General features: G+C 52.7%; 14 protein-coding genes. 12 read left to right on the top strand and 2 right to left on the bottom strand.

What is annotated here, in order from left to right:
• The first annotated feature begins 69 nt into the window (after window positions 1–69).
• The 5 genes from CCY01nite_RS15760 to CCY01nite_RS15780 all read left to right on the top strand — a co-directional run bounded on the left by CCY01nite_RS15760 (window position 70) and on the right by CCY01nite_RS15780 (window position 10,052).
• Window positions 70–3,255, top strand: a complete 3,186-nt coding sequence (locus CCY01nite_RS15760; protein ID WP_222614409.1) for a TonB-dependent receptor — start codon at window positions 70–72, stop codon at window positions 3,253–3,255.
• A 10-nt stretch (window positions 3,256–3,265) separates the two neighbouring features.
• The gene (locus CCY01nite_RS15765; RefSeq protein ID WP_222614410.1) at window positions 3,266–4,867 is read left to right on the top strand and encodes a RagB/SusD family nutrient uptake outer membrane protein; all 1,602 of its coding nucleotides are present in this window, start codon (window positions 3,266–3,268) and stop codon (window positions 4,865–4,867) included.
• Window positions 4,868–4,981: 114 nt separating this feature from the next.
• The gene (locus CCY01nite_RS15770; RefSeq protein ID WP_146863750.1) at window positions 4,982–6,262 is read left to right on the top strand and encodes a Gfo/Idh/MocA family oxidoreductase; all 1,281 of its coding nucleotides are present in this window, start codon (window positions 4,982–4,984) and stop codon (window positions 6,260–6,262) included.
• Between the two features lie 32 nt (window positions 6,263–6,294).
• Window positions 6,295–9,642, top strand: a complete 3,348-nt coding sequence (locus CCY01nite_RS15775) for a 3-keto-alpha-glucoside-1,2-lyase-like domain-containing protein (RefSeq protein WP_222614411.1) — start codon at window positions 6,295–6,297, stop codon at window positions 9,640–9,642.
• A 209-nt stretch (window positions 9,643–9,851) separates the two neighbouring features.
• Window positions 9,852–10,052, top strand: a complete 201-nt coding sequence (locus tag CCY01nite_RS15780; RefSeq protein WP_146863756.1) for a hypothetical protein — start codon at window positions 9,852–9,854, stop codon at window positions 10,050–10,052.
• Between the two features lie 3 nt (window positions 10,053–10,055).
• Here the strand turns inward: CCY01nite_RS15780 and CCY01nite_RS26985 are convergent, their stop codons facing one another.
• A complete protein-coding gene (locus tag CCY01nite_RS26985; RefSeq protein WP_262713322.1) occupies window positions 10,056–10,181 on the bottom strand; it encodes a helix-turn-helix transcriptional regulator in 126 nt (41 codons plus the stop codon).
• Window positions 10,182–10,265: 84 nt separating this feature from the next.
• Window positions 10,266–10,922, bottom strand: a complete 657-nt coding sequence (msrA, locus tag CCY01nite_RS15785) for a peptide-methionine (S)-S-oxide reductase MsrA (protein ID WP_307726083.1) — start codon at window positions 10,920–10,922, stop codon at window positions 10,266–10,268.
• A 235-nt stretch (window positions 10,923–11,157) separates the two neighbouring features.
• Here msrA and CCY01nite_RS15790 point away from each other — a divergent pair, with 235 nt between their 5' ends.
• The 7 genes from CCY01nite_RS15790 (at window position 11,158) to CCY01nite_RS15820 (ending at window position 22,374) form a co-directional block, all read left to right on the top strand.
• Window positions 11,158–13,263 (top strand): endonuclease MutS2, encoded by a 2,106-nt coding sequence (locus CCY01nite_RS15790; protein ID WP_146863759.1) that lies wholly within the window; start codon window positions 11,158–11,160, stop codon window positions 13,261–13,263.
• 36 nt (window positions 13,264–13,299) lie between these two features.
• Complete coding sequence (locus CCY01nite_RS15795; protein ID WP_146863762.1) at window positions 13,300–14,187, top strand: helix-turn-helix domain-containing protein; 888 nt, start codon at window positions 13,300–13,302, stop codon at window positions 14,185–14,187.
• A gap of 375 nt (window positions 14,188–14,562) precedes the next feature.
• Window positions 14,563–15,744, top strand: a complete 1,182-nt coding sequence (locus CCY01nite_RS15800; RefSeq protein WP_146863765.1) for an efflux RND transporter periplasmic adaptor subunit — start codon at window positions 14,563–14,565, stop codon at window positions 15,742–15,744.
• A gap of 55 nt (window positions 15,745–15,799) precedes the next feature.
• Window positions 15,800–18,973, top strand: a complete 3,174-nt coding sequence (locus tag CCY01nite_RS15805) for an efflux RND transporter permease subunit (protein ID WP_146863768.1) — start codon at window positions 15,800–15,802, stop codon at window positions 18,971–18,973.
• Window positions 18,974–18,988: 15 nt separating this feature from the next.
• Window positions 18,989–20,398, top strand: coding sequence for an efflux transporter outer membrane subunit (locus CCY01nite_RS15810; RefSeq protein WP_146863770.1), 1,410 nt, complete (start codon window positions 18,989–18,991; stop codon window positions 20,396–20,398).
• Window positions 20,399–20,681: 283 nt separating this feature from the next.
• Entirely contained in the window at window positions 20,682–21,278 is a 597-nt protein-coding gene (locus CCY01nite_RS15815; RefSeq protein ID WP_146863773.1) for an RNA polymerase sigma factor, read from the top strand.
• Between the two features lie 64 nt (window positions 21,279–21,342).
• Window positions 21,343–22,374 (top strand): FecR family protein, encoded by a 1,032-nt coding sequence (locus CCY01nite_RS15820; RefSeq protein ID WP_146863776.1) that lies wholly within the window; start codon window positions 21,343–21,345, stop codon window positions 22,372–22,374.
• Window positions 22,375–22,446: the final 72 nt, after the last annotated feature.

Below are 22,446 nucleotides of genomic sequence, written 5' to 3' on the forward strand. Positions count from 1 at the left end.
ATGCAAAAAATCCATGTCGGCAAGCGCTTCCCGCGCAGGGGAAGCGCTGTATTAAAAGTGCTACGGATTATGAAGTTGACTACTTTTTTATTGTTCGTGGGAATTTCCTGCGCCTTTTCATCCGAATCCTTCTCGCAGGGCAGGATTACCGTACGGATGAAGGAAGGCACCTTGCCGGATCTTTTCTCGCAGATCAAGCTGCAAAGCGAATGGCGCATCTTTTATAAAGATGAGCTGATCAGCGCCGACCAGAAAGTTACGCTGGACGTAAAGGACCGCGACATCCGGGACGTGCTGGACCTGGCATTGAAAGATACCCGCCTCACTTACCGCATTATCAAAAAGCAGGTGGCCATCGTGTCCAAAGACCTGCCCGTTTCCACCAGGCCGCTGCAGGAAGACACCGGCTTTGTGATCAAAGGCCGCATCTACGATACGCACGAACCACCGCAGGGCATTCCCGGCGTGACCGTCCGTATCAAGGATTCCAATAAAGGCGCCATGGCGGATGCCGATGGATATTTCAGCATCCGTGCTACAAAGAATGATGTACTCATTTTCTCGCTCATGGGCTATCATCCCGAAGAATTTACCGTGACGCGCCCGCTAAGTAACCTGACTATTTCGCTGAAAGAAAATATTTCCGCGCTCGATGAGGTGGTGGTAGTGGGGCTTTCCGAGCTGCAGCGCAAACATATCGCCAGCTCTGTGGGGTCGGTGGATGTGGAATCCCGGATGTCCGGCAAGCCGGTGACGCAGATATCACAGGCGTTGCAGGGCGGTGTGACCGGTCTGCAGGTACGCCAGGGCTCCGGCCTTCCCGGCGGCGATGCCGCTTCCATCAAAATCCGCGGCCTGACCACGCTGAATAATGGTGATCCGCTGGTACTGGTAGACGGTATTCCGATGGATATGGACTTCATTGATCCGCTGACCGTGGAGAGCATCACCGTGCTGAAAGACGCGGCGGCTGCGGCCGTATATGGCGCGCGCGGCGGTAACGGGGTGATCCTGGTAACTACCAAACGCGGTGTGCCGGGAAGGGTAGCGGTGACCTACGACGGGTATTTTGGCATACAGGCCCCTTCTACCATGCCTGATCTGGTGGATGGGCCTACTTACATGACGATGTATAACGAAGCGTTGGTAAACAATGGCCGGCCTGCGTTCTATACGCAGGATGCGATCGACAGCACCCGCATGGGCGTTGATCCGGTGAAATATCCCAATACGGACTGGCAGGATGTGATCATCAAAAAGAATCCGGCCATTACCAGTCATTCGCTTTCCGTGAGCGGTGGTAACAGTATGGCCCGCTTTGCACTCACGGCTAATTACCAGCTCCATGACGGCATGGTGCCGGTGAGCAATTCCCGCAAATACAATATCCGGGCAAACACCTCCGTTTCCCTCAGCAAGAAATTTCTCGTAAATGTGGACATGCTGGCCATTAAACGCAATGTCAGCTATCCCAATCGCCCGAACGGCAATGACGGTAACCGCATGCTGGAAGACATTTACCGTGTTCCGCCGACCATCCTGCCTAAATACCCTATGGTTAATGGTTCACCCGCCATCTACGGCCGCTATGTGGATATCGTAAATCCGCTGGCTTATGCGGAAGTAGGCGGCGCCAGAAAATATGAATCCATGCAGAGCAGCATCAACCTGCAACCCAAATGGGAAGTAATACCCGGCCTGAACCTGAAAGGACAGTTCAGCTACCGCCTGAACAGTGATGTAACACGGACCAGCAGAAACAATTATCATTTCTTCGATTATTACACAGGCCAACTGGTACAGACGTGGGGGCAGCAGCGTACTTATGAGACAGGCCGTACCACTTACTATTACGCCAGCGCTTCCGCGGACTATACCTTCGATATTGGCAAACACCATTTTTTTGCATTGCTTGGGTATTCGCAGGAAGAAACGCAAAGCAAACAGTGGGACATATGGTCTATACTCGGCACTTACAGCAAGCTGAATTATTCTTATGCCGACAAATATCTGGTGGAAGCCGCGTTCCGCATGGATGGTAACTCGAAGTTCGGCCCGGGCCATAAGTACGGTTACTTTCCCTCTCTAGCATTGGGCTGGAACATGCACAAGGAAAATTTCCTGAAAGATTCCCGCACGATCAGCAACCTGAAACTCCGGGCGTCCTATGGTCAGCTCGGTAACCAGAACATTGACCCCTATCTCTATCAAAATCTGATCAATACTTCAAGCGGTGTGGAAAGCACCTGGGGTAACCCGGATATCACCTGGGAAACGGTGAACCTGCTGGATATTGGCTTTGATCTGGGATTGTATAGCAATCGTATTGAAGTAACATTTGATTATTACGATAAAAGAACGGATGGTATTCTGTTGACCCCTCCGGTATCCTACGTCGGCGGCCTCGGCACGCCTCCCATCAATGCCGGCAAAGTGCGTAACCAGGGCCTGGAACTAGCGGTGAATTACAATGAAAATTTTGGAAAGGACTGGAGCATATCTATCCGCCCCGGTATCACTTACAACGAGAATACGATCCTTTCCCTGAAAGGCGGGCCGTACATCGATGGAACACGGATTGACCAGGAAAATAATATCATCAACAGCATTTACGGCTACGAATCCGACGGCCTGTTGCAGGCAGATGATTTTGAAGCGGACGGCAAAAGCAAAGTGCCCATCTTCACCGGCCAGCTGCCCGGCGATATCAAATATGTGGATCAGAACGGCGACGGCATCATCGACGGAAACGATCAGAAGCTGATCGGCAACAGAACGCCTAAAGTGGATTACTTCTCGAACTTCCGCATCGGCTATAAGAACTGGGACCTCGAATGGCTCATCCAGGGCGTTTCCAATAGTGATGTATTGTTAGCCGGTATGCTGGCTTACCCGCTGGACATGTCATTCGACGGCGGCGTGCCCACTAAATACTATTCCGAGAACTACTGGACGCCTGAACGTACCGATGCCCGGTTCCCGCGATTGAATACATCACCCGCGTCTAACAAGCTGACATCGGATTTCTGGTTCCAGGACGGCGCTTATATGCGCCTGAAGTATGTACAGCTGGGGTACAACCTGCAGACCGTTGGCCTGAAACGCATGGGCATCCGTAACATCCGCCTGTATGCGAACGCACAGAATCCATTTGTGATCACTGGCATGAAGCTGACAGACCCCGAAAGCCAGGGCAACCAGTGGACTTACGGCATTATGAAAACCTATATGGTAGGATGTAACGTTCAATTCTAAATCAGCAATTATGAAAAAAATGAAATTTTCCTATATGTGGATCGCGGCCTGTGCTGGTATCACAACGTTGTCGGGCTGCGAAAAATTCCTCACCAACGATCATCCCACCCAGATATCCGACAGCGAATGGTGGAATACAGAAGCCAACGCCACCGGTGCGCTGGAATCTGTGTATGCCGGCGTGCCCGCTGGGTCTTCCGGCCGTAACGTGATGCTTATCTCCGGCATGACGGACGAAGGTGTGAGCAGGGGAGAGAACCGTGGTAATTACGACATATACACCCGCGGACTGCAAAACGCCACCTGGGACGTGGCGGAATGGATCTGGCGGGATAACTACCTGGATATCCGCCGTGCCTGCCGTTTCCTGGAGAACGTAGACAAATGTTTCATGGACGAAGCGCTGAAAGAACGCATGAAATACGAAGCCCGTGCGCTCCGTGCCTATTACCACATGGAATGCCTCCTGTACTTCGGCGGCATCCCCATCGTTACAAAATCGCTCACGCCCAACGAAAATTTTCTCAAAAGGAACACGGAGCAGGAAGTATATGATTTCGTTGCTTCGGAATTGAAGATATGCGGAGAGAACCTTCCCCCGGAATACGACAATAACGATGCAAAGCGTATTTCCGCCAACGCCTGCTACGCATTACTGGCACGGTTAGCCATGTACTACAAGAAGTACGACGTAGCAAGGGACGCCGCGAAGAACGTCATCACTTCCGGTAAGCACAGCCTCTACCGCGCCTCCAATCCGGCCAACAGCTACTCCGAATTATTTATGTATGCGGGAGAGCTGAACAAGGAACGCATCTGGTTCAAAGTGAACGGCTGCGGCAGCGCATGGACCACCTTCGCGCCTTACGGCATCGGCGGGGAAACCTACCTGTCGCCCACCCAGAGCGTAGTGGACAACTACGAAACAAAACAGGGATACACTATTCAGGAGCTTGGTCCGGATTCTGTGGACATCTACCGCAGAAATCCCAACTACAACAACAACCGCGATCCGCGCCTGTCTGCTTCTGTCCTCTATCCCGGTCAATCTTTCGTGCAAAGCTCCTACATCCTGAAGCCATTTGATCCTTCCCTGCAAAACCCGGACAAGATCGGCGTGCAGAAATCTACCGCTACAGGCTACTGGGTGCGTAAATACCTCGATCCGAAAGACCGCCAGTCCGGCCCCCGCAATCTCGACTTCATGTTCATCCGCTACGCGGAAGTACTGCTCAACTACGTGGAAGCCCTCGTGGAGCTGAACGACTGGCAGAATCCGGATATCGCCGTCCACCTCAACGACATCCGCTCCCGCGCGGGCATGCCCGATGTAGACTTCGCAAGGTACAATACACAGGAGAAACTCCGCGCCTTCATCCGCCGTGAGCGCCAGGCAGAGCTGGCTTTCGAGGGGCAGCGCTACTTCGACATCCGCCGTTGGGGCATCGTGAACACCGTGATGAATGGCTCCGTGTACGGCGCTACAGACCCCGATACAGGAGAAGCCATCCTGGTGCAGGACCGCGTTTACCGCGCCCGCGACTACTACTGGCCCATCCCCGAAAGGGAAATGCTCTCCAATCCCAACATGGAGCAGAACGAAGATTACTAGTTTGTTTTGATAGCACGCCGGCAAACGGGACACTGCGCCCGTTTGCCTTTTATTTTTTATAGCAGCAAGCACAGATTCTAATTTGTATTTTGTAAGGAAATTCACTTATACACCATGGGAAATAAAGAAAACCATTCTTCCAGGAGGAAGTTCCTCCGGAACTCCGTGGGAGCCCTGGCCGCATTCACCATCGTGCCCCGGCATGTACTGGGCCGCGGCTACCTGGCCCCGAGCGACCAGCTGACCAAGGCGGTAGTGGGTACCGGCGGCATGGGCCGCGGTCACTTTGGTTACGCCGGCACAAGGGTAGTGGCTATCTGCGATGTGGACAAAACACATATCCAGAAAGGGCTGGACGCCCTGAAAGACAAAGCCAGGGGCGTTAAAACATTCACCGACTACCGCGAGCTGATACAGCTGCCGGAAGTGGACATCGTGCACGTAGCCACGCCGCCGCACTGGCACGGCATCATCGCCGCGGACGCAGCCAAGGCCGGGAAAGACATCTGGTGCGAAAAGCCCATGACCGCCACCATCGGCGAAGGCAAGCGCCTCGTGGAAGCTGTCCAGCAGCACGGCCGCATCTTCCGGCTCAATACCTGGTTCCGCTTTTCCGACCGCTTTTACGGTATGGGCACTACGGTAGAACCGATCAAAAAGCTGGTGAACAGCGGATTGCTCGGATGGCCGCTGAAAGTCACCGTCAGCCGCCATACCGGTTTCGACTGGAAATTCTTCTGGGTAGGCAAAACCAATCTCACACCGCAGTCCGTTCCCAAAGAGCTGGACTATGACATGTGGCTCGGTCCCGCTCCCTACAAACCCTACCATCCCCACCGTGTGCACGGCACCTTCCGCGGATACTGGGATTACGATGGCGGAGGATTGGGTGACATGGGCCAGCATTACCTGGACCCTATCCAGTACTTCCTCGGGAAAGACAATACCAGTCCCGTTTCCGTGCAGGTAGACGCACCGCAGCAGCACATCGACGCGGTAGGCACCTGGCGCAAGATCACCTACACGTATGAGGACGGATGCCAGATCATCCTGGACGGCGCCGGCACGGAAACCAAAGCCGCCTACATCGAAGGGCCGAACGGCAAGCTGTACCCCGGTTTCAAGTCCGATATCCCGGACCTGGAAAAGAAGCTCGCCGCATTCCCCGACCCCGAACCGCAGGTCACCGACTTTGTGGAAGCCGTGAAAAAACGGCAGAAATTCGCGCTCAACGAAGAGAACGGCCACCGTTCCGCTACCATCGTGAACATGGGCAAAATAGCGCTGCAGCTTGGCCGCGACCTGAAATTCGACCCGGTGAAACAGGAGTTTATCGGCGATGAGGGCGCCAATAAATTGATCTTCCAGCCCATGCGCGGACCCTGGACCATTTAGTTTGTATGATTGATCTTATTTAATTCAGTATAATGAAAAAACTACTCCTCATCGTTGCATGCTGCGTGCTGCAGCTGGCCGTAATGGCACAGCCAAAGCCCGATATGCGTACAACGGATACCAAAATAGCAGACCTGCTCGCACAGCAGCCTGCCGCCGGCAAAGCCGCCCTGCAAGCCAATATGGAAGCAATGGCAGCCCTTGGCGAAGAAGGCATCACCGGCATGGCCGCCATGATGAACGCGCCCGGCAAAGGTGATAACACCGCGATAGAATACGCGCTGGGCGGCTACTCGTTCTACGTGACCCAGGCCGGAAAGGAAAAGGAACGCGCAGTTGCCTCCGCTGCCTATTGCAAAGCATTGCAGCAGATGGCCGATAAAGAGAACAAGGCATTTATCATTGCACAGCTGCAGCAGGTGGGAGATGACAAGGCTGTCAGTTTCGTACAACCTTACCTGTTAGATGAGCGCCTTTGCGATCCCGCCGCGCGCACATTGGTGAAGATCAGCACGCCCGCGGCAAAGCAGGCCCTGCTGGAAGCCTTGCCCAAAGCGAACGGACGTACGCAGCAGATACTGGCGCAGGCCATCGGCGATGCGCGGGTGACGAACGCCACCGGCGAATTGACCGCCCTGCTGACGAAAGGGGACCCGATGCTGGCAAAAACAGCGATGTATGCCCTGTCTCAGCTCGCATCACCCGCATCCGCCTCGGCGGCCGCAAAGTCCGGTTATAAATACGATGTCACCAATGCAACATCATCTTACCTGCTGAGCGCCCTGCAGATGGCTGAAAACGGCCAGTCTGCCGAAGCTGCCACCATTGCGAACAAAGTGCTGAAAGCAGCGAAAGAAGTACATGTGCGCACCGCCGCATTGTATGTGCTCACTAAAGCCGAAGGTGCGCAAAGCATGCCCCGGCTGCTCGCCGCCGTCAATGATCCGCAAACGGAATACCGCGACGCTGCTTTGAAATTCGCGGGCGCCTTCCAAAGCCCCGGCAACAACGCACGCTGGCTGAAAGCCCTCGGCAAAGCCAAAGGAAGCAGCAAGGCCGCGGTAATATCCATGCTCGGTGCGCATAAAGCCGCTGAAGCATTGCCCGCTATCACGAAGGCGCTGAAAGATAAAGACGCGGACGTAAGGCTGGCGGCCATCACCGCAGCCGGACAAACCGGCGGCGCACAGGCTATTCCCGCTTTGCTCGAAGTACTGAAGAAAGGCGATGCGAAAGAAGTGGTAGCCGTACGGGACGTACTTAAAACCATTAAAGGCAACGAAGTGGTCAGCCAGTCCGGCGCCGCAATTGCCGCCATGCCGCCTGCCGCGCAGGTGGCGCTGATAGACGTGCTTGCGTCCCGCAAGGCGGACAGCCGCTTCCAGGACGTGTTGCCGCTCACAAGATCTGCGGATGAAAGTGTCCGCACGGCCGCGTATGCCAGCCTGAAAGACATCGCAGGCAGCAGTCAGCTGTCAACATTGTTCACGCTGTTGTCCGGTGCGGAAAATGCGGCGGATATCAGGGCATTGCAGGCCGCGGTGGTCAGCGCGGCTACAGACGCCGCACCGGTGATCGCGCAAATGGAAAAGGAAGCCCCTGCCAAACAGGAACGCTATTACCAGGTGCTGGCCGGGATCGGTGGTCCCGCCGCCCTGAAAGTCGTTGCCGGCGCATTCGAAAAAGGCAGCCCCTCCCAGAAGGCCGCCGCCGTGAAAGCGCTCAACGCATGGACCGATGACGCGGCTACCAGCGCACTGCTGAAGATCGCGCGGGACAGCAAGGACTACCGCAACACTGCCCTCAAAGGCTTCGTTCGCCTGGCAAAGACCGCCGGCACGGCAGACCAGCGCCTCCTTATGCTGCGCGACGCCATGGAACTGTCCCCGGACGCGGCAGTGAAGAAATCCATTTTGCAACAGACCGAACAATGCAAAACATTTCCCGCATTGCTCTTCGCTGGTAATTACCTGGACGATCCCGCGGTAGAGCAGGAAGCCGCCCAGGCCGTGATGAACATCGCACTGGCGGATAAAACGTACAACGGCGCACTGGTGCGCAGCCTGCTGGAAAAAACATCGAAAGTGCTCAAAGGCGGCGATGCCGATTACCAGCGCGAAGCGATCCGCAAATACCTCGCGGAAATGCCCGCAGGCGAAGGATTCGTTTCCATGTTTAACGGAAAAGACCTGCAAGGCTGGAAAGGGCTTGTTGCCGATCCCGTCAAACGCGCAAAAATGAATGCTGCTACCCTGCAAAAAGAACAGGCGAAAGCAGATGAGAAAATGCGCACCGGATGGAAAGCGGAAGACGGCCTGCTGATCTTCACCGGCAAAGGCGATAATCTGTGTACAGAAAAAAAATATGGTGATTTTGAAATGTTCGTGGACTGGAAGATCACGAAAGACGGCGACGCAGGCATCTATCTCCGTGGCACCCCGCAGGTGCAGATATGGGACACCGCGCGTCACGACGTAGGCGCGCAGGTAGGCTCCGGCGGCCTGTACAACAACCAGCAGAATCCCGCCAAACCCTCGAAAGTAGCAGACAATGCAATCGGGGAGTGGAACAACTTCCGCATCATCATGAAAGGCGACCGCGTAACGGTGTATCTCAACGGTGAGCTGGTGGTGAACAACGTGATGCTGGAAAATTACTGGGACCGCGCACTGCCCATCTTCACAGAAGAGCAGATAGAGCTGCAGGCGCATGGCACCTATGTGGCATACCGCAACCTCTATATCCGTGAGTTCGAGCAGGTGAAACCGTTCACCCTCAGCGAAGAAGAAAAGAAAGAAGGCTACAGGATACTGTTTGATGGCACCAACATGCATCAGTGGACCGGCAACACTTCCGGCTATGCGATCGATAACGGCGATATCCTTTGTTCTCCGCAAAAGGGCAGCGGTGGTAATCTTTATACGAAAGATGAATTCAGCGATTTCATTTTCCGCTTCGAGTTCCAGCTCACGCCCGGCGCCAACAACGGCCTGGGTATCCGCGCACCGCTGACCGGCAATGCGGCTTACGAAGGCATGGAGCTGCAGATACTGGACAATGAGGCCGATATCTACAAGAATCTGCACATATACCAGTACCACGGCTCTGTGTACGGGGTGATCCCCGCCAAACGCGGCTTCCTGAAGCCGGTGGGAGAGTGGAACTATGAGCAGGTGACAGTAAAAGGCACGCATATCACCGTGGAACTCAACGGCACCGTGATCCTGGACGGCGATATTGCAGATGCCCGCGATAACGGTACGCTGGACCATAAAGAACATCCGGGGCTGAAAAGGGATAAGGGACACATCGGTTTCCTGGGCCACGGCTCTGTTCTCCGCTTCCGGAATATCCGTATTAAGGACCTCGCGAAGAAATAATCTCCCCTTTTCAGGGTAAACAAAAAAGCAATAACGACATGTTATTGCTTTTTTGTTTAATGCGTACCGTGTACCCTTTTCCCCATAAAGCCCCGATTTTTTCCACATCCCGTTTTTCTTTTTTCCTGTCTGTTAACCTTTTGCGGTTTGGCACGTTATAAGCTAAAGGAACATGTAACCGAATATCAGATTAACCCAAAAACGACCTTATGAAATCGATCACCATCATCGGCGGTATAACAGGGATTATACTGGCAGTGGCGGCCTACTTTGCGGAACTTTACAGCTGGATGAGCATAGAAACAGCTATGACAGTGGGGTTTATTGGTTATGTGCTGATCATCACGGCTGTCGCGTATTTCCTGCTGTCCTGGTTATACAAGGGCGACAAGAAGTTTGAGGCGTTATAGCCGTCAGGCGGAGTGCCTGTAATGTAGTTTCTCTATTTTTTCCTCTGCTTTCCGCAGATCGTACTTCGTCTGCAACCGTATCCATACGTCGGCATTTCCGCCGAATACCCGGGAGATCCTGACTGCCATTTCGGGCTACCACCAATAAAAAAATCGCTACAACCCCTATGAAAGGGTATAATAGCGATTCTAATTGTCTATTTTCCGGGTTGACTACTTCTTCAGCTTATCCTTGAACACTTTCTTGAATTTTTCCAGCTTCGGCCGGATCACATAAGAACAATACGGCTGTGAGCCGTTCAGGTTATAATAATCCTGGTGATAGTTCTCCGCCACATAAAACGCTTTAAAAGGCGTTATTTCCGTCACAATAGGGTCATCAAAAGCCTTGGACTCATCCAGCTTCTTCTTGTAAAGCTCCGCCAGCCGGTGCTGTTCCTCATCGTGATAGAAGATCACAGAGCGGTACTGCGTGCCGATGTCGTTCCCCTGGCGGTTCAGCGTGGTAGGGTCATGCGCCTGCCAGAACGCCTCCAGCAGCGTCTCGAAAGAGATCTTTGCCGGGTCGTAGGTGATCTGCACTACTTCAGCATGGCCGGTGGTGCCGGTGCACACCTCTTCGTAAGTGGGATGGGGCTTTGCGCCCCCGGAATAGCCGGATTCCACTTTCAGCACCCCTTCCAGCTGCTGGAACTGCGCTTCCGTACACCAGAAACAGCCGGTGCCGAACGTAGCCTGCGCTGTTTTCATGTTTTTGTCAATGGTCATATCTTCGGGTACTTTTTCTGTTTGCCGCGGCTGCTGTGCGCAGGAGGCCAGGCTGGTAACCAGCAGGCAGGCGGACAGCAGGTGTTTTGTCAATCGTATCATAAATTTGATCTGTACATCAAATTACGATATACCTGGCGTATTGGTTCAACAAGTTAAGTAACTTTAACATTCTTTTGGAAAACACATGAAATGACGAACCGCATTTGTCACTCATGACAGTCTGTTGATCAATCATTTTTTATCAATTCAGACGGATAGGCCAACTTTGCGGGAACAAAAAAAGGAAGGGCTGCATGGGCCGGCAGCCGGTAACTATTAAAAATCAGACAAGAAGGTGAAGTATTTTCCAGAGTCGGCGCCGGTGCAGTTGGAATTTGACAAGGTAAAAGGATTATTGCAGGAGCATTGTAAAACGGAGTTGGGCAAACAAATGGCCGGAGAACTGCGACTGCATACCCATATAGATTACGTGAGAACCGCGCTGCAGCAGGCGCATGAATATAAACAGCTGATACTGCTGCAACAGCATTTCCCCAACGACTTTGTGCTGAACCTCCGCAGGGAACTCCGCCTCCTGGAGATCCAGGGATCGGTGCTCACCGGGGAACAGTTCATGCAGCTCAGGAAGCTGGCGGACAACATGAGCAGCATCGCGCGTTTTTTTGACGCCGACAGAAAAGTGACCTATGCGGGATTGTATGAGGTCATTGCGAAGACATATTACGAAAAGAAGATCATTTCGCTGATAGATGAAGTGCTGGACGAAGCGGGGCAGGTGCGGGACAATGCCACGCCCGAGCTGGCGAAGATCAGGATGTCCCTCTTCCGGAAGCGGACGGAGCTGCGCAGGGTGTTTGACCGCATCCTTGGCAAGCTGCAGAAACAGGGCTACCTGGCGGACATTGAAGAAAGCTTTCTGAACGGACGAAGGGTAGTGGCCATTTTTGCCGAACAGAAACGCATGGTGAAAGGAATCCTGCACGGTGAGTCAGATACCCGCCGTACCGCGTTCCTGGAACCGGAGGAAACCATTCAGCTGAATAACGAAGTGTTCTCGCTGGAAAGGGATGAACAACGCGAGGTCTACAAGATCCTGCGCACCCTTACAGCACAGCTCCAGCAGTACCACTCCCTGCTGGAAGGCTATCATGATATCCTCGGCATCTTCGATTTCATCCGGGCCAAAGCCCGGCTCGCCCTGGACATCAACGGCAACTACCCGACGCTCGTGCCGCATGCGCAGGTGCATCTCGTAGAAGCCTATCACCCATTGCTGCTATTGTATAACCGCAAACAGGGCAAGCCCACCATTCCCGTTAATATGTCGCTGGACAAGGATCATCACATCCTCGTCATCAGCGGTCCGAATGCCGGGGGAAAAACGGTGACGCTGAAGACCGTAGGGCTGATACAACTCATGCTGCAGGCGGGCCTGCTGGTGCCGGTACATCCCACCAGCCAGCTCGGCATCTTCCGTCAGCTGATGATCCACATCGGCGACACGCAAAGCCTGGAGTTTGAACTAAGTACCTACAGCTCGCACCTGAAGAACATGAAGCACTTCATGGAGAACGCCAACGGCAAAACGCTGTTCTTCATCGATGAGCTGGGCAGTGGCTCCGATCCCAACCTGGGCGGCGCTTTTGCCGAAGTGATCATGGAAGAGCTGGCCCGGAAACACGCTTTCGGCATCGTCACCACCCACTACCTCAACCTCAAGATCATGGCAGGAAAGGTGAAAGGGATCGTGAACGCCGCCATGGCCTTTGATGAAGAGAACCTGCAACCCATGTACAAGCTGATCGTAGGGAAACCCGGCAGCTCGTACACGTTTTCCATCGCGCAGCGCATCGGGCTGGACCAGTCGCTGATCAACCGCGCGAGAAAACTGGTGGATGAAGGACATTTCCGGCTGGACAAGCTGTTGAATAAAGCGGAACAGGACCTGCAGAAAGTGGAAAGCAGGGAAAAGGAGCTGCAGAAGCTGCTTCGTGAGAATGAAAGACTGAAGAAAGAATATGAAGTGCTGTCAGACAAGGAACGTGTGCAGCAGCAATACAACATCCTGAAGCTGCAGAACAAGATCCGCGAAGAAGAGATCATTTACCTGAAAGACATGGAGCGCAAGCTCAAACAGATCGTAGCGGAGTGGAAGCGGACGGATGACAAGCAGAAGGTGATCAAGCAGGCCGAAGCATTGCTCTTCCGCCGGAAAGAAAAAGCGATCAATGAAAAGATCCAGAAAAAAGTGCAGGACAAGTTCGAGGAGATCAAAGGCGACATAAAGATCGGGGACCGTGTAAAAATAAAAGTCAATAACCAGGTAGGAACAGTAACAGCGCTCCGCAACAAGAATGCGATCGTACAGGTAGGGAACATTCCCATCACCGTAAAAATAAATGACCTGGTACTCGTCCGGGAAAAGCAAAAGGTGGAATAACCACCGCACCATTTAACCTGATAAAATTCGTATCTCATGCAACTGACTAAATATAGCCGTACATCGCTCATTAGCGTCGGGGATCCGGAGAGTATCACCGAAAGCTCTCAGTTTGTCATCCAGTTGATGCACCTGAAAGATCTCAACTGGGAAGGGTTAAACATGCCCCGCCGTCACGATGGCTATAACATAAATATATTGCTGAAAGGTTCAGTTACCGGGTATATCGACTTCGAAAAACATACTATCCACGCGCCGGCTATTATCATGCTGGAGCCGGACCAGGTACATCAGCATAGCATGAGCACCGATGCAGAAGTGCTCACGTTGTATTTCACACACGACTTTCTCATTACGGAAACACTCGGTGTGCTGAGCTGCTGGCAGTGCATATTCAAGGATAACATCGTGCATCTGGATGAAAGCCAGCTGCAGGAAGTGCTGTCCTTCGCGCGCATCCTGCTCCATGAGTACCGGAACGACAAGCCGCGCAAGGAAGCCGTGATCCGGAACGTGCTGAGCGCCTTCATCATTGCCTGTGGGCGTATCGCGCGGCCGGAGAACGACGAGGATTTCCGGGCGGACATTTCCATCAACGGCCTCGGCATCCAGTTCAAAGTACTGGTAGACCAGCATTTCAGGGAAAAAGTGCAGGTATCCGACTACGCGGAAATGCTGCATGTAACGCCCGGTCATCTTAACGATACGGTAAAAAATGCCATCGGCCGCAGCGCCAAGCAGATCATCGATGCGAAGCGCATCATGGAGGCAAAACGGTTGTTGTTCTGGCAAAGGCTGTCTGTAAAGCAGATAGCGGGGGAACTGAATTTTGACGACGATGCTTATTTTTCGCGGTTCTTTAAAAAGCATACAGGATTGACGCCGGCAGGATTTCAAAAGACTATCCGTGAAAAGTACAACTAAACCCCCAATTTGGAACATACATCGTATAGCTTAAACGTATTACATTTGCAATGTCAATTCAACGCATCAATTCGATAAGATTATGAAAATGTAATCAGTCCATCATCCCCCCTCGCTTTTTTTTACGACAGCAGTAACAAAAAGCAATCTCAAACGATGATGGATATACTGCAAGCCCAGGCAGTTGTTTAGTCTTCCTTTTTTCACACCATGTTTTGAATACACAGGCATTTTTGTGCCCGTATGTTCTCTATGTTAACTGCTTTTTTGCACAAAAGAAGCGGTAAAGCATACGCCATGCCTGATATGTTCAATATCATATCTGCCCTGGCGGCTTAAATCAAACGCACGTTAAATTCTATAATATAATAACACATGAAACGATTACTGAAAAAAATGATCACACATACGCCACTCCGTTACGCACCAGGCATCCTGATGTTGGCTGTACTACTATATGGCTGTTCAGCTCCCCAGGCAGGTACGCCTCAGCAAGGGCCTCCGCAGTTGCCGGTGATGGTAGTTGCATCGGCCCCGGCTACTACGTACCTGGAATTTCCCGCTTCGCTGGAAGGAAAGGTGAATGTAGACGTGCGCCCGCAGGTGTCCGGCTATCTGGAAAAAATATTTGTAGATGAAGGCGCGCATGTAAAAGCAGGGCAGCCCTTGTTTAAAATAGACCCGAAAGTATATGCTGAACAACTGAACGGCGCCAGCTCCAACCAGCTTGCAGCACAGGCGAACGTTGAAAAGGCGAAGGTGGAAGTGGACCGCCTGGAACCCCTGGTAGCCAGCAACGTGGTTTCTGACGTACAATTGAAAACAGCGAAAGCAAACTATGAGGTAGCGAAGGCTGCTTTAGCCCAGGCCAAAGCGGCAGTAGGCAGTGCGCGGATCAATGTAGGCTATACCCTCGTCACCGCACCGGTGAACGGCTATATAGGAAGGATTCCTTATAAAGTAGGCGCCCTGGTAAGCAACACCGATGCCCAGCCCCTCACCGTGCTTTCCGAAGTACATGAAATGTACGCCTACTTTTCAATGAGCGAAGCGGACTTCATCACATTCAAGAACAATTTTCCAGGCAAAACGCTTGAAGAGAAACTGAAGAACGCACCTCCGGTAGAGCTGATACTGGCAGATAACAGTACGTTCTCCCAGAAAGGGAAAATAGGAGCGGTAGAAGGCCAGTTCGATAAAACAACCGGCGCCATCACCTTCCGCGCCACCTTCCCGAATGCGGACGGCATACTGCGTACAGGCAACACCGGCAAAGTAAGGTTCGCACGGGAAGTTCCCGCCGCCATTACCATACCGCAGGAAGCTACATTCGAGATCCAGGACAAAGTGCTGGTATATACAGTAGCTGACAGCAACAAAGTAGCCAGCAGACCCATCCGCATCGCCGGTAAAACAGCCAACTTTTATTTTGTAAGCGACGGACTGAAAGCAGGCGAAAGGATCGTTTTGTCCGGAACAGCCAATTTAAAGGATGGAGCTGTAATCACACCACAGCCGGTACCGGCGGATAGCGTGCTCAAATCAAAACAATTGTAAGTAACAGGAGGTACAAAAAATCCATTTTGCTTACGAGCTAAAAAGTGAATTCATCATGTTAAGAAGATTTATATTAAGGCCGGTCCTTTCTACGGTAGTGTCCATAATCCTGTTATTATTGGGCATCATATCATATTTCGCCCTGCCTGTTACCTTGTTCCCGGACATTGCGCCGCCCAGCGTGACGGTAACAGCTGTCTACCCCGGCGCCAACGCCGAAGTAGTGGCCCGTTCCGTGGCGAACCCGATAGAGGAATCAGTGAACGGGGTGGAGAACATGACCTACATGACCTCCAACTCCAATAACGACGGCAGTATGGTGCTGACGGTCTTTTTTAAACAGGGGACTGATCCGGATATCGCTGCCGTAAACGTGCAGAACAGGGTATCCAAAGCCACCAGCCAGTTACCCGCGGAAGTGGTAACGGCAGGCATCAGCACGCAGAAAGTGCAGAACGGTTTCATCATGTTCATGGGTTTGTATAGTGAAAAACCTAAAGAATACGATGAAAAATTCCTGCAAAACTATATCAAGATCAACCTGATCCCCCAGATCCAGCGTGTGCCCGGCGTAGCCCAGGCGCAGGTCTTTGGCGCGAAGGACTATTCCATGCGTATCTGGTTAAAGCCGGACCGCCTTGCAGCCAATAACCTTGCCCCGCAAGACGTGCTGAACGCGATCAGGGATCAGAACATAGAATCCGCCCCGGGCCGTTTGGGCGAAAACAGCACGGAAACCTTTGAATTCGTATTGAAATACAAAGGGAAGCTGAGCCTGAATGAAGACTATGAGAATATTGTTGTAAGGGCCAACAGCGACGGGTCCATGCTTCGCCTGAAAGACGTAGCCCGTATAGAATTCGGGTCGCTCAACTACGGCGCGAACAACCTGCTGGACGGTAAACCGGCATCTGGTTTTGCGATTATCCAGACGGCCGGCTCCAATGCCAATGAGATTCTGGAGAACATCGAACAACTGCTGGTGGATTTCAGAGCGAATCTTCCTACCGGCGTGAAGACAGTGGTGATGTACAACGCGAAGGACTTCCTGGACGCCTCCATACATCAGGTACGTGAAACGCTCGTGATCGCATTTTTGCTGGTATTCCTCGTGGTTTACATATTCCTGCAGGACCTCCGTTCTACGCTGATCCCTGCGATTGCGGTGCCGGTAGCCATTTTAGGTACGTTCTTCTTCCTGCAGCTATTCGGTTTCAGCATCAACCTGCTCACCCTGTTCGCCCTGGTGCTGGCGATCGGTATCGTGGTGGATGATGCGATAGTGGTGGTGGAAGCGGTGCACGCCAAGATGGAACACACGCGATGGCCGGCAAGAAAAGCAACGCTGAAGTCGATGGACGAAATATCAGGAGCCGTTATTTCCATTACCCTGGTGATGATGGCGGTATTTATACCCGTTGGTTTTATGGAAGGCCCTGCCGGCGTATTCTACCGGCAGTTCGCATTCACACTGGCGATTGCCATCATGATCTCGGCGATCAATGCATTGACCCTGAGCCCCGCGTTGTGCGCCTTGTTCTTAAAACCCGCGCACGGTGAGCATGGTGGAAAGACGGGATTTGGAAGCCGCTTCTTTAATTCTTTTAATGCCGGTTTCCGCGCTATGACGAACCGGTATATCAAGAGCCTTAATTTCCTGATCCGCAGGAAGGTAGTTGCCATCGGCCTGCTGGTGATTGTATCCGTCATAGCTTTTATATTGGTAAGAAAGACGCCCACCGGATTTATTCCTACGGAAGACCAGGGCTTCGTATTATATGCACTGAACACACCTCCGGGCAGCTCATTGGACAGAACGCACAAGTCCACGCAGAAATTGGACGAAACGATCCGCCAGTTCCCCTCAGTGAAACATACCTGGACGGTGGACGGCTTTAACTTTATCAGCAATGCCGCCGCATCCCCGTATGCCGCAGGTTTTATACGCCTGAAAGAAAAAGGGGAGAGAGGGGATGTGGAGAACATCGACGAGGTCACCGGCATGATGTATGGGCCGGCAAGCCAGCTGAAAGATGCCAGCGCCTTCTTCTTTACCTTCCCTACAGTACAGGGCTTTGGTAACGTGAGCGGTTTTGAGTTCATGTTGCAGGATAAGCAGGGCCGCCCGCTGGACCAGCTGGGTAACAGTGCCTGGGCTTTCATCGGTGCTTTAATGCAAAGACCGGAAATCGGCGCAGCCTTCACCACCTTCTCCGCGGGTAACCCCCAGTATAAGGTAGAAGTGGATAATTTCAAGGCTAAACAACTAGGCGTATCCGTTAGCGATCTGATGCAAACCATGCAGATATACTACGGCAGCAGCTATGTTTCGGATTTTAACCGTTTTGGGAAGTACTATCGTGTTGTAGCGCAGGCTGATGTACCTTATCGTAAGGATATCCACTCGCTTGATGGTATTTACGTGAAGAACAGCCAGAACGAGATGGTGCCGGTAAAATCCATGGTGTCGCTCAAACGTGTATACGGTCCGGAAACAGTGACCCGTAACAACATGTTCAATGCCGTTACCATCAATGGTACGCCCAAGCCGGGTTACAGTACGGGCGATGCCATCAAAGCCATTGAGGAAACCGCAAAAGAAGCGTTGCCGCATGGATACGGGTACGAATGGACCGGAGCGACCCGCGAAGAGATCAGCGCCGGCGACCAGCAGATCTACATCTTCCTGCTCAGCATCCTGTTCGTATACTTCCTGCTGGCCGCTCAGTACGAAAGCTATGTGCTGCCGCTCGCAGTTATCCTGACCATCCCCACAGGTATCCTGGGTGTATTTGCCTTCATCGGTTTTGCCGGTCTGGACAACAACATCTACGTACAGATCGGTATGATCATGTTGATAGGTTTGCTGGCGAAGAACGCCATCCTGATAGTAGAATTTGCCGTGCAGCGGCGGCGCAACGGCATGGGCCTGCTTGAATCGGCGCTGGCCGGGGCAAGAGCCAGGCTGCGCCCCATCCTGATGACTTCATTCGCCTTTATCGTAGGTCTGATACCCCTGGTATTTGTGCAGAAAGGCTCCGCAGTGGGCAACCATTCAATTGGTTATAGCGCCATCGGCGGTATGTTGACCGGTGTAATATTGGGCGTATTCATTATTCCTGTGCTGTATGTAATATTCCAGTACTTGCAGGAAAGAATAACCGGCCGCCCTGGTTTAAGGGTCTATGAAGAAGAGATGGAAGAAGAGCTGGAAGAAGCAACCGTATAAAGTAAAACAAGGATCATGACGCAATATTCAAAATATCTGATAATTATACTGGCAGCCGCTTCCTTCGCCGCGTGCAAAGTGGGTAAGGACTTCCAGCGGCCGGAAGTGGCGCTGCCATCACAATTCGGTAATACCGCCGCAACAGACAGCACCGTGGCCAAAGCGCCCTGGAAGCAGTTCTTCCCCGATCCTGCATTGCAGCAGCTGATCTCCGAAGCACTGACAGGCAACTTCGACCTGCAGATAGCGCTGAAGCGCATTGAAGCAGCTTCCGCCTACGTAAAACAGGCCAAAGCCGCCCTGCTGCCCTCCGTAACAGCCAATGCCACGGCCAATACCAACATACCGTCCAAAAACAGCCTGAACGGGCTGAGCCTGAATGAGTTCCTGAAGACCAGCCACATTGAAGACTATACGCTGGGCGTAGGCATCTCCTGGGAAATAGACGTATGGGGCAAGATCCGCCGGCAGAAAGAAGCCGCGCTGGCTTCTTACCTGCAGAGCTTCGAGGCCGCCAAGGCCGTGCAGACCGGTATCGTGGCGAACGTAGCCAACAGCTACTTCAACCTGCTGATGCTCGATGCGCAGCTGGCCATCGCCCGCCGCAACGTTTCCCTCAGTGATACGATCGTGAACATGATCAGCATGCAAAAGACCGCCGGGGAAGTAACGGAGCTGGCCGTACAACAGGCCATCACACAGCGCCAGGCCGCGGAACTACTGATCCCTCAGCTGGAACAGGCCGCCGCGATACAGGAAAATGCCATCCGCATCCTCACCGGGCAACTACCGGGTACGGTTATACGGAACGGCACGCTCGAACGTTTCCCGCTGTGGGACAGTCTGCATACCGGCGTACCCACGGAAGTGATCGCCAACCGCCCGGACGTGAAAGCCTCCGAACTGAGTCTGAAAGCCGCCAATGCCAATGTGGGCGTAGCACAGGGAAGCATGTATCCCACGTTAAGCCTCACGGCCAACGGGGGGCTCAATGCTTACGAGATAGGGAAGTGGTTCTCCATGCCCAACTCGCTGTTCGGCACCGTAGCCGGGAACATCGCGCAGCCCGTATTCCAGCAGCGCCGCTTAAAGACGCAGCTGGAAGTGGCCAAAGTGGAACGCGACCAGGCCGTGATCTCCTTCCGCCAGGCAGTGACCAACGCCGTGCGTGAAGTCACCGATGCGCTCGTGCAGCTGGACAAGCTGCAGGACCAGCAGGAGATAGCCGCATCCAGGCTGCAAACCACGCAGCAGGCCGTATTCAATGCCCGCCTGCTCTTCCGCAGCGGCCTCGCTAATTACCTCGAAGTCATCTCCGCCCAGAGCAACAGCCTCCAGGCCGAGCTGACACAGGTAGATATCCGCCGCCAGCGCCTGACAGCGATGGTAGACCTCTACCGCTCACTGGGCGGCGGCTATCAATAAGGCTATCAATAGAAGAAAAGGGAATTGATGACAGGTGATAGTTGTTCATTAAACAAAGACAAACAGACAGGTTTAAGGGAATCAATGCAGATAGCAACTGTCATCTGTCAACAGTGACCTTTCTTCATGAACATCAGGTTTAACCGGTAAACGCAGCCTCGACGGGCGGTTTACCGGTTTTTTTATACGTACGTCTGTCCATTTTTTAACCCGTTCTCTTGTTTTTCTCATCAAATTGCTACTTTTGACAAGTATCAACCAGGTATCGATCAAAATCAGAAATTTGCCATCCCATCCCCCCGATATGGAAAAAGAGCTGCTGTCACAGATTGCAGAAGGCAATGAACGCGCGTTCAGGCAATTCTATGATCTGTACTGGGCAAAGCTGTACGGCTACCTGATCAGGATCATCAAATCCCCGGAGATCACCGAAGAGATCGTGATAGACATCTTCCTGAAATTATGGACAGGCCGGGAACTGCTGCTGGATATCCAGCATCTGGATGCCTTCCTGCGAAAAGTAGCCTACAACAAAGCCATGGATTTTTTCAAGATAGCCAGTCGCGATGAAAAGCTGAAGCGGATCGTTGCGCGTGAAATGGAAACGGAGGAAACCTGTGGCGCCGATCACCGGCTGCTGGATGGCGAATCGCGTGACATCCTTCAGCAGGCTATTCTTCAGCTATCTCCCCAACGCCGCCTTATTTTTACCCTCAGCAGGGAAAAGGGATTAACACATGACCAGATAGCCCGGCAACTCAACTTATCCAGGAATACCGTCCGCAATAGTATGGCGGAAGCCCTGAAATCCATCCGCCATTACCTGAAAAGTAATGATATCGAACCCCTGATAGCGCTTGGCGTATTCTTCAGATGCTGACCCCGGAAAAAATTATTACCCGGCCGCAATAGTACCACCCCCTTTTTTTAGCCGTCTTATAATTATGTCATCCAATCCCATCAGGCTAAAATATCTGTTCGAAAAATATTTACAGAACAATTGCAGTAAAAGCGAATTGAACGAGTTCTGGCAGCTAATGTCGCAGCTGTCGGAGAATGACCTGGTCAGCGAAGAGATGTTGGCGTTATGGGATAAGATGCCGCCGGAATATCAGCCATCGGGGAAAGCAGATAAAGAAAAGATCTATGCAAGCATCCGGGAGCGGGCAGCCGCGCAGCAGATAGATTATAACAGGCTGCATCAGAAAAAGAGGCATAAACCTGTAATACGGCTTTTAAAAGTAGCGGCGGTGTTATTTGCCTGCCTGGCGCTGGCATGGTGGCAGCGGGAGAGGAAAGCACCGCAGACCGCGCCGCTGTCTGCGGATCACGCCCAGCGGCCCGTACGCCAGGTGATCAGCTTGCCGGACGGCACCACCGCTATATTGAATAGTAACAGCAAGCTGGACTATCCGCCCGTGTTCCAGGAGAATAGCCGGGATGTATACCTGACCGGGGAAGCCTACTTTGATGTGCAGGAACATGCCGGGCGGCCTTTTGTGGTGCATACCGGGAAGTTTACCACCACGGTGTTGGGCACCCGGTTCAATATCCGCAATTATCCCGCGGAAGAGGATGTGACGGTCACTGTGGCCAGTGGCAAGGTACAGGTGTCAGAACGGGAAAAGATGCTGGGCATACTTACCAGGAACGGTCAGATCGTAGCGGATAAAACTTCAGGAGCCGTTATACAGCGGCAGGTGGATGTGCGGCAGGTGACGGCATGGAAACGCCAGAACCTTTTCTTCAAGAATATGACGCTGGGAGAGGCCGTTACCGTTCTGAATGACCATTACGATGTAACGATCCTGTTCCGTAACAAGGATCTGCGGCACTGCAGGTTCACAGGCACTTTTTTGAGCGACAGCAAGTTGGAGCAGGTGCTGGATGTGATTACCACGGTGACGGACATCAGGTGGGAACATGAAAAAGATACCATCTGGCTGGATGGTGATGGATGTACAGGAAAAGAATAAAGCATATACCAAAAAAAGAGGCTACACTGACTCAGGATCAGCGCAGCCTGGCGTTTTAAGTGTTTCGAGGAC

The organism is Chitinophaga cymbidii, from assembly GCF_007992715.1.
In the GTDB taxonomy this organism is placed as follows: domain Bacteria; phylum Bacteroidota; class Bacteroidia; order Chitinophagales; family Chitinophagaceae; genus Chitinophaga; species Chitinophaga cymbidii.

What these genes read in the sequence shown, in the direction of transcription:
- CCY01nite_RS26985 (WP_262713322.1), bottom strand. Translation starts at nt 10,181, where the DNA reads ATGGCAGTCAGGATCTCCCGGGTATTCGGCGGAAATGCCGACGTATGG.
- CCY01nite_RS15760 (WP_222614409.1), top strand. Translation starts at nt 70, where the DNA reads ATGAAGTTGACTACTTTTTTATTGTTCGTGGGAATTTCCTGCGCCTTT.
- CCY01nite_RS15820 (WP_146863776.1), top strand. Translation starts at nt 21,343, where the DNA reads ATGTCATCCAATCCCATCAGGCTAAAATATCTGTTCGAAAAATATTTA.
- CCY01nite_RS15765 (WP_222614410.1), top strand. Translation starts at nt 3,266, where the DNA reads ATGAAAAAAATGAAATTTTCCTATATGTGGATCGCGGCCTGTGCTGGT.
- CCY01nite_RS15800 (WP_146863765.1), top strand. Translation starts at nt 14,563, where the DNA reads ATGAAACGATTACTGAAAAAAATGATCACACATACGCCACTCCGTTAC.
- CCY01nite_RS15795 (WP_146863762.1), top strand. Translation starts at nt 13,300, where the DNA reads ATGCAACTGACTAAATATAGCCGTACATCGCTCATTAGCGTCGGGGAT.
- CCY01nite_RS15775 (WP_222614411.1), top strand. Translation starts at nt 6,295, where the DNA reads ATGAAAAAACTACTCCTCATCGTTGCATGCTGCGTGCTGCAGCTGGCC.
- CCY01nite_RS15805 (WP_146863768.1), top strand. Translation starts at nt 15,800, where the DNA reads ATGTTAAGAAGATTTATATTAAGGCCGGTCCTTTCTACGGTAGTGTCC.
- msrA (WP_307726083.1), bottom strand. Translation starts at nt 10,922, where the DNA reads ATGATACGATTGACAAAACACCTGCTGTCCGCCTGCCTGCTGGTTACC.
- CCY01nite_RS15770 (WP_146863750.1), top strand. Translation starts at nt 4,982, where the DNA reads ATGGGAAATAAAGAAAACCATTCTTCCAGGAGGAAGTTCCTCCGGAAC.
- CCY01nite_RS15780 (WP_146863756.1), top strand. Translation starts at nt 9,852, where the DNA reads ATGAAATCGATCACCATCATCGGCGGTATAACAGGGATTATACTGGCA.
- CCY01nite_RS15810 (WP_146863770.1), top strand. Translation starts at nt 18,989, where the DNA reads ATGACGCAATATTCAAAATATCTGATAATTATACTGGCAGCCGCTTCC.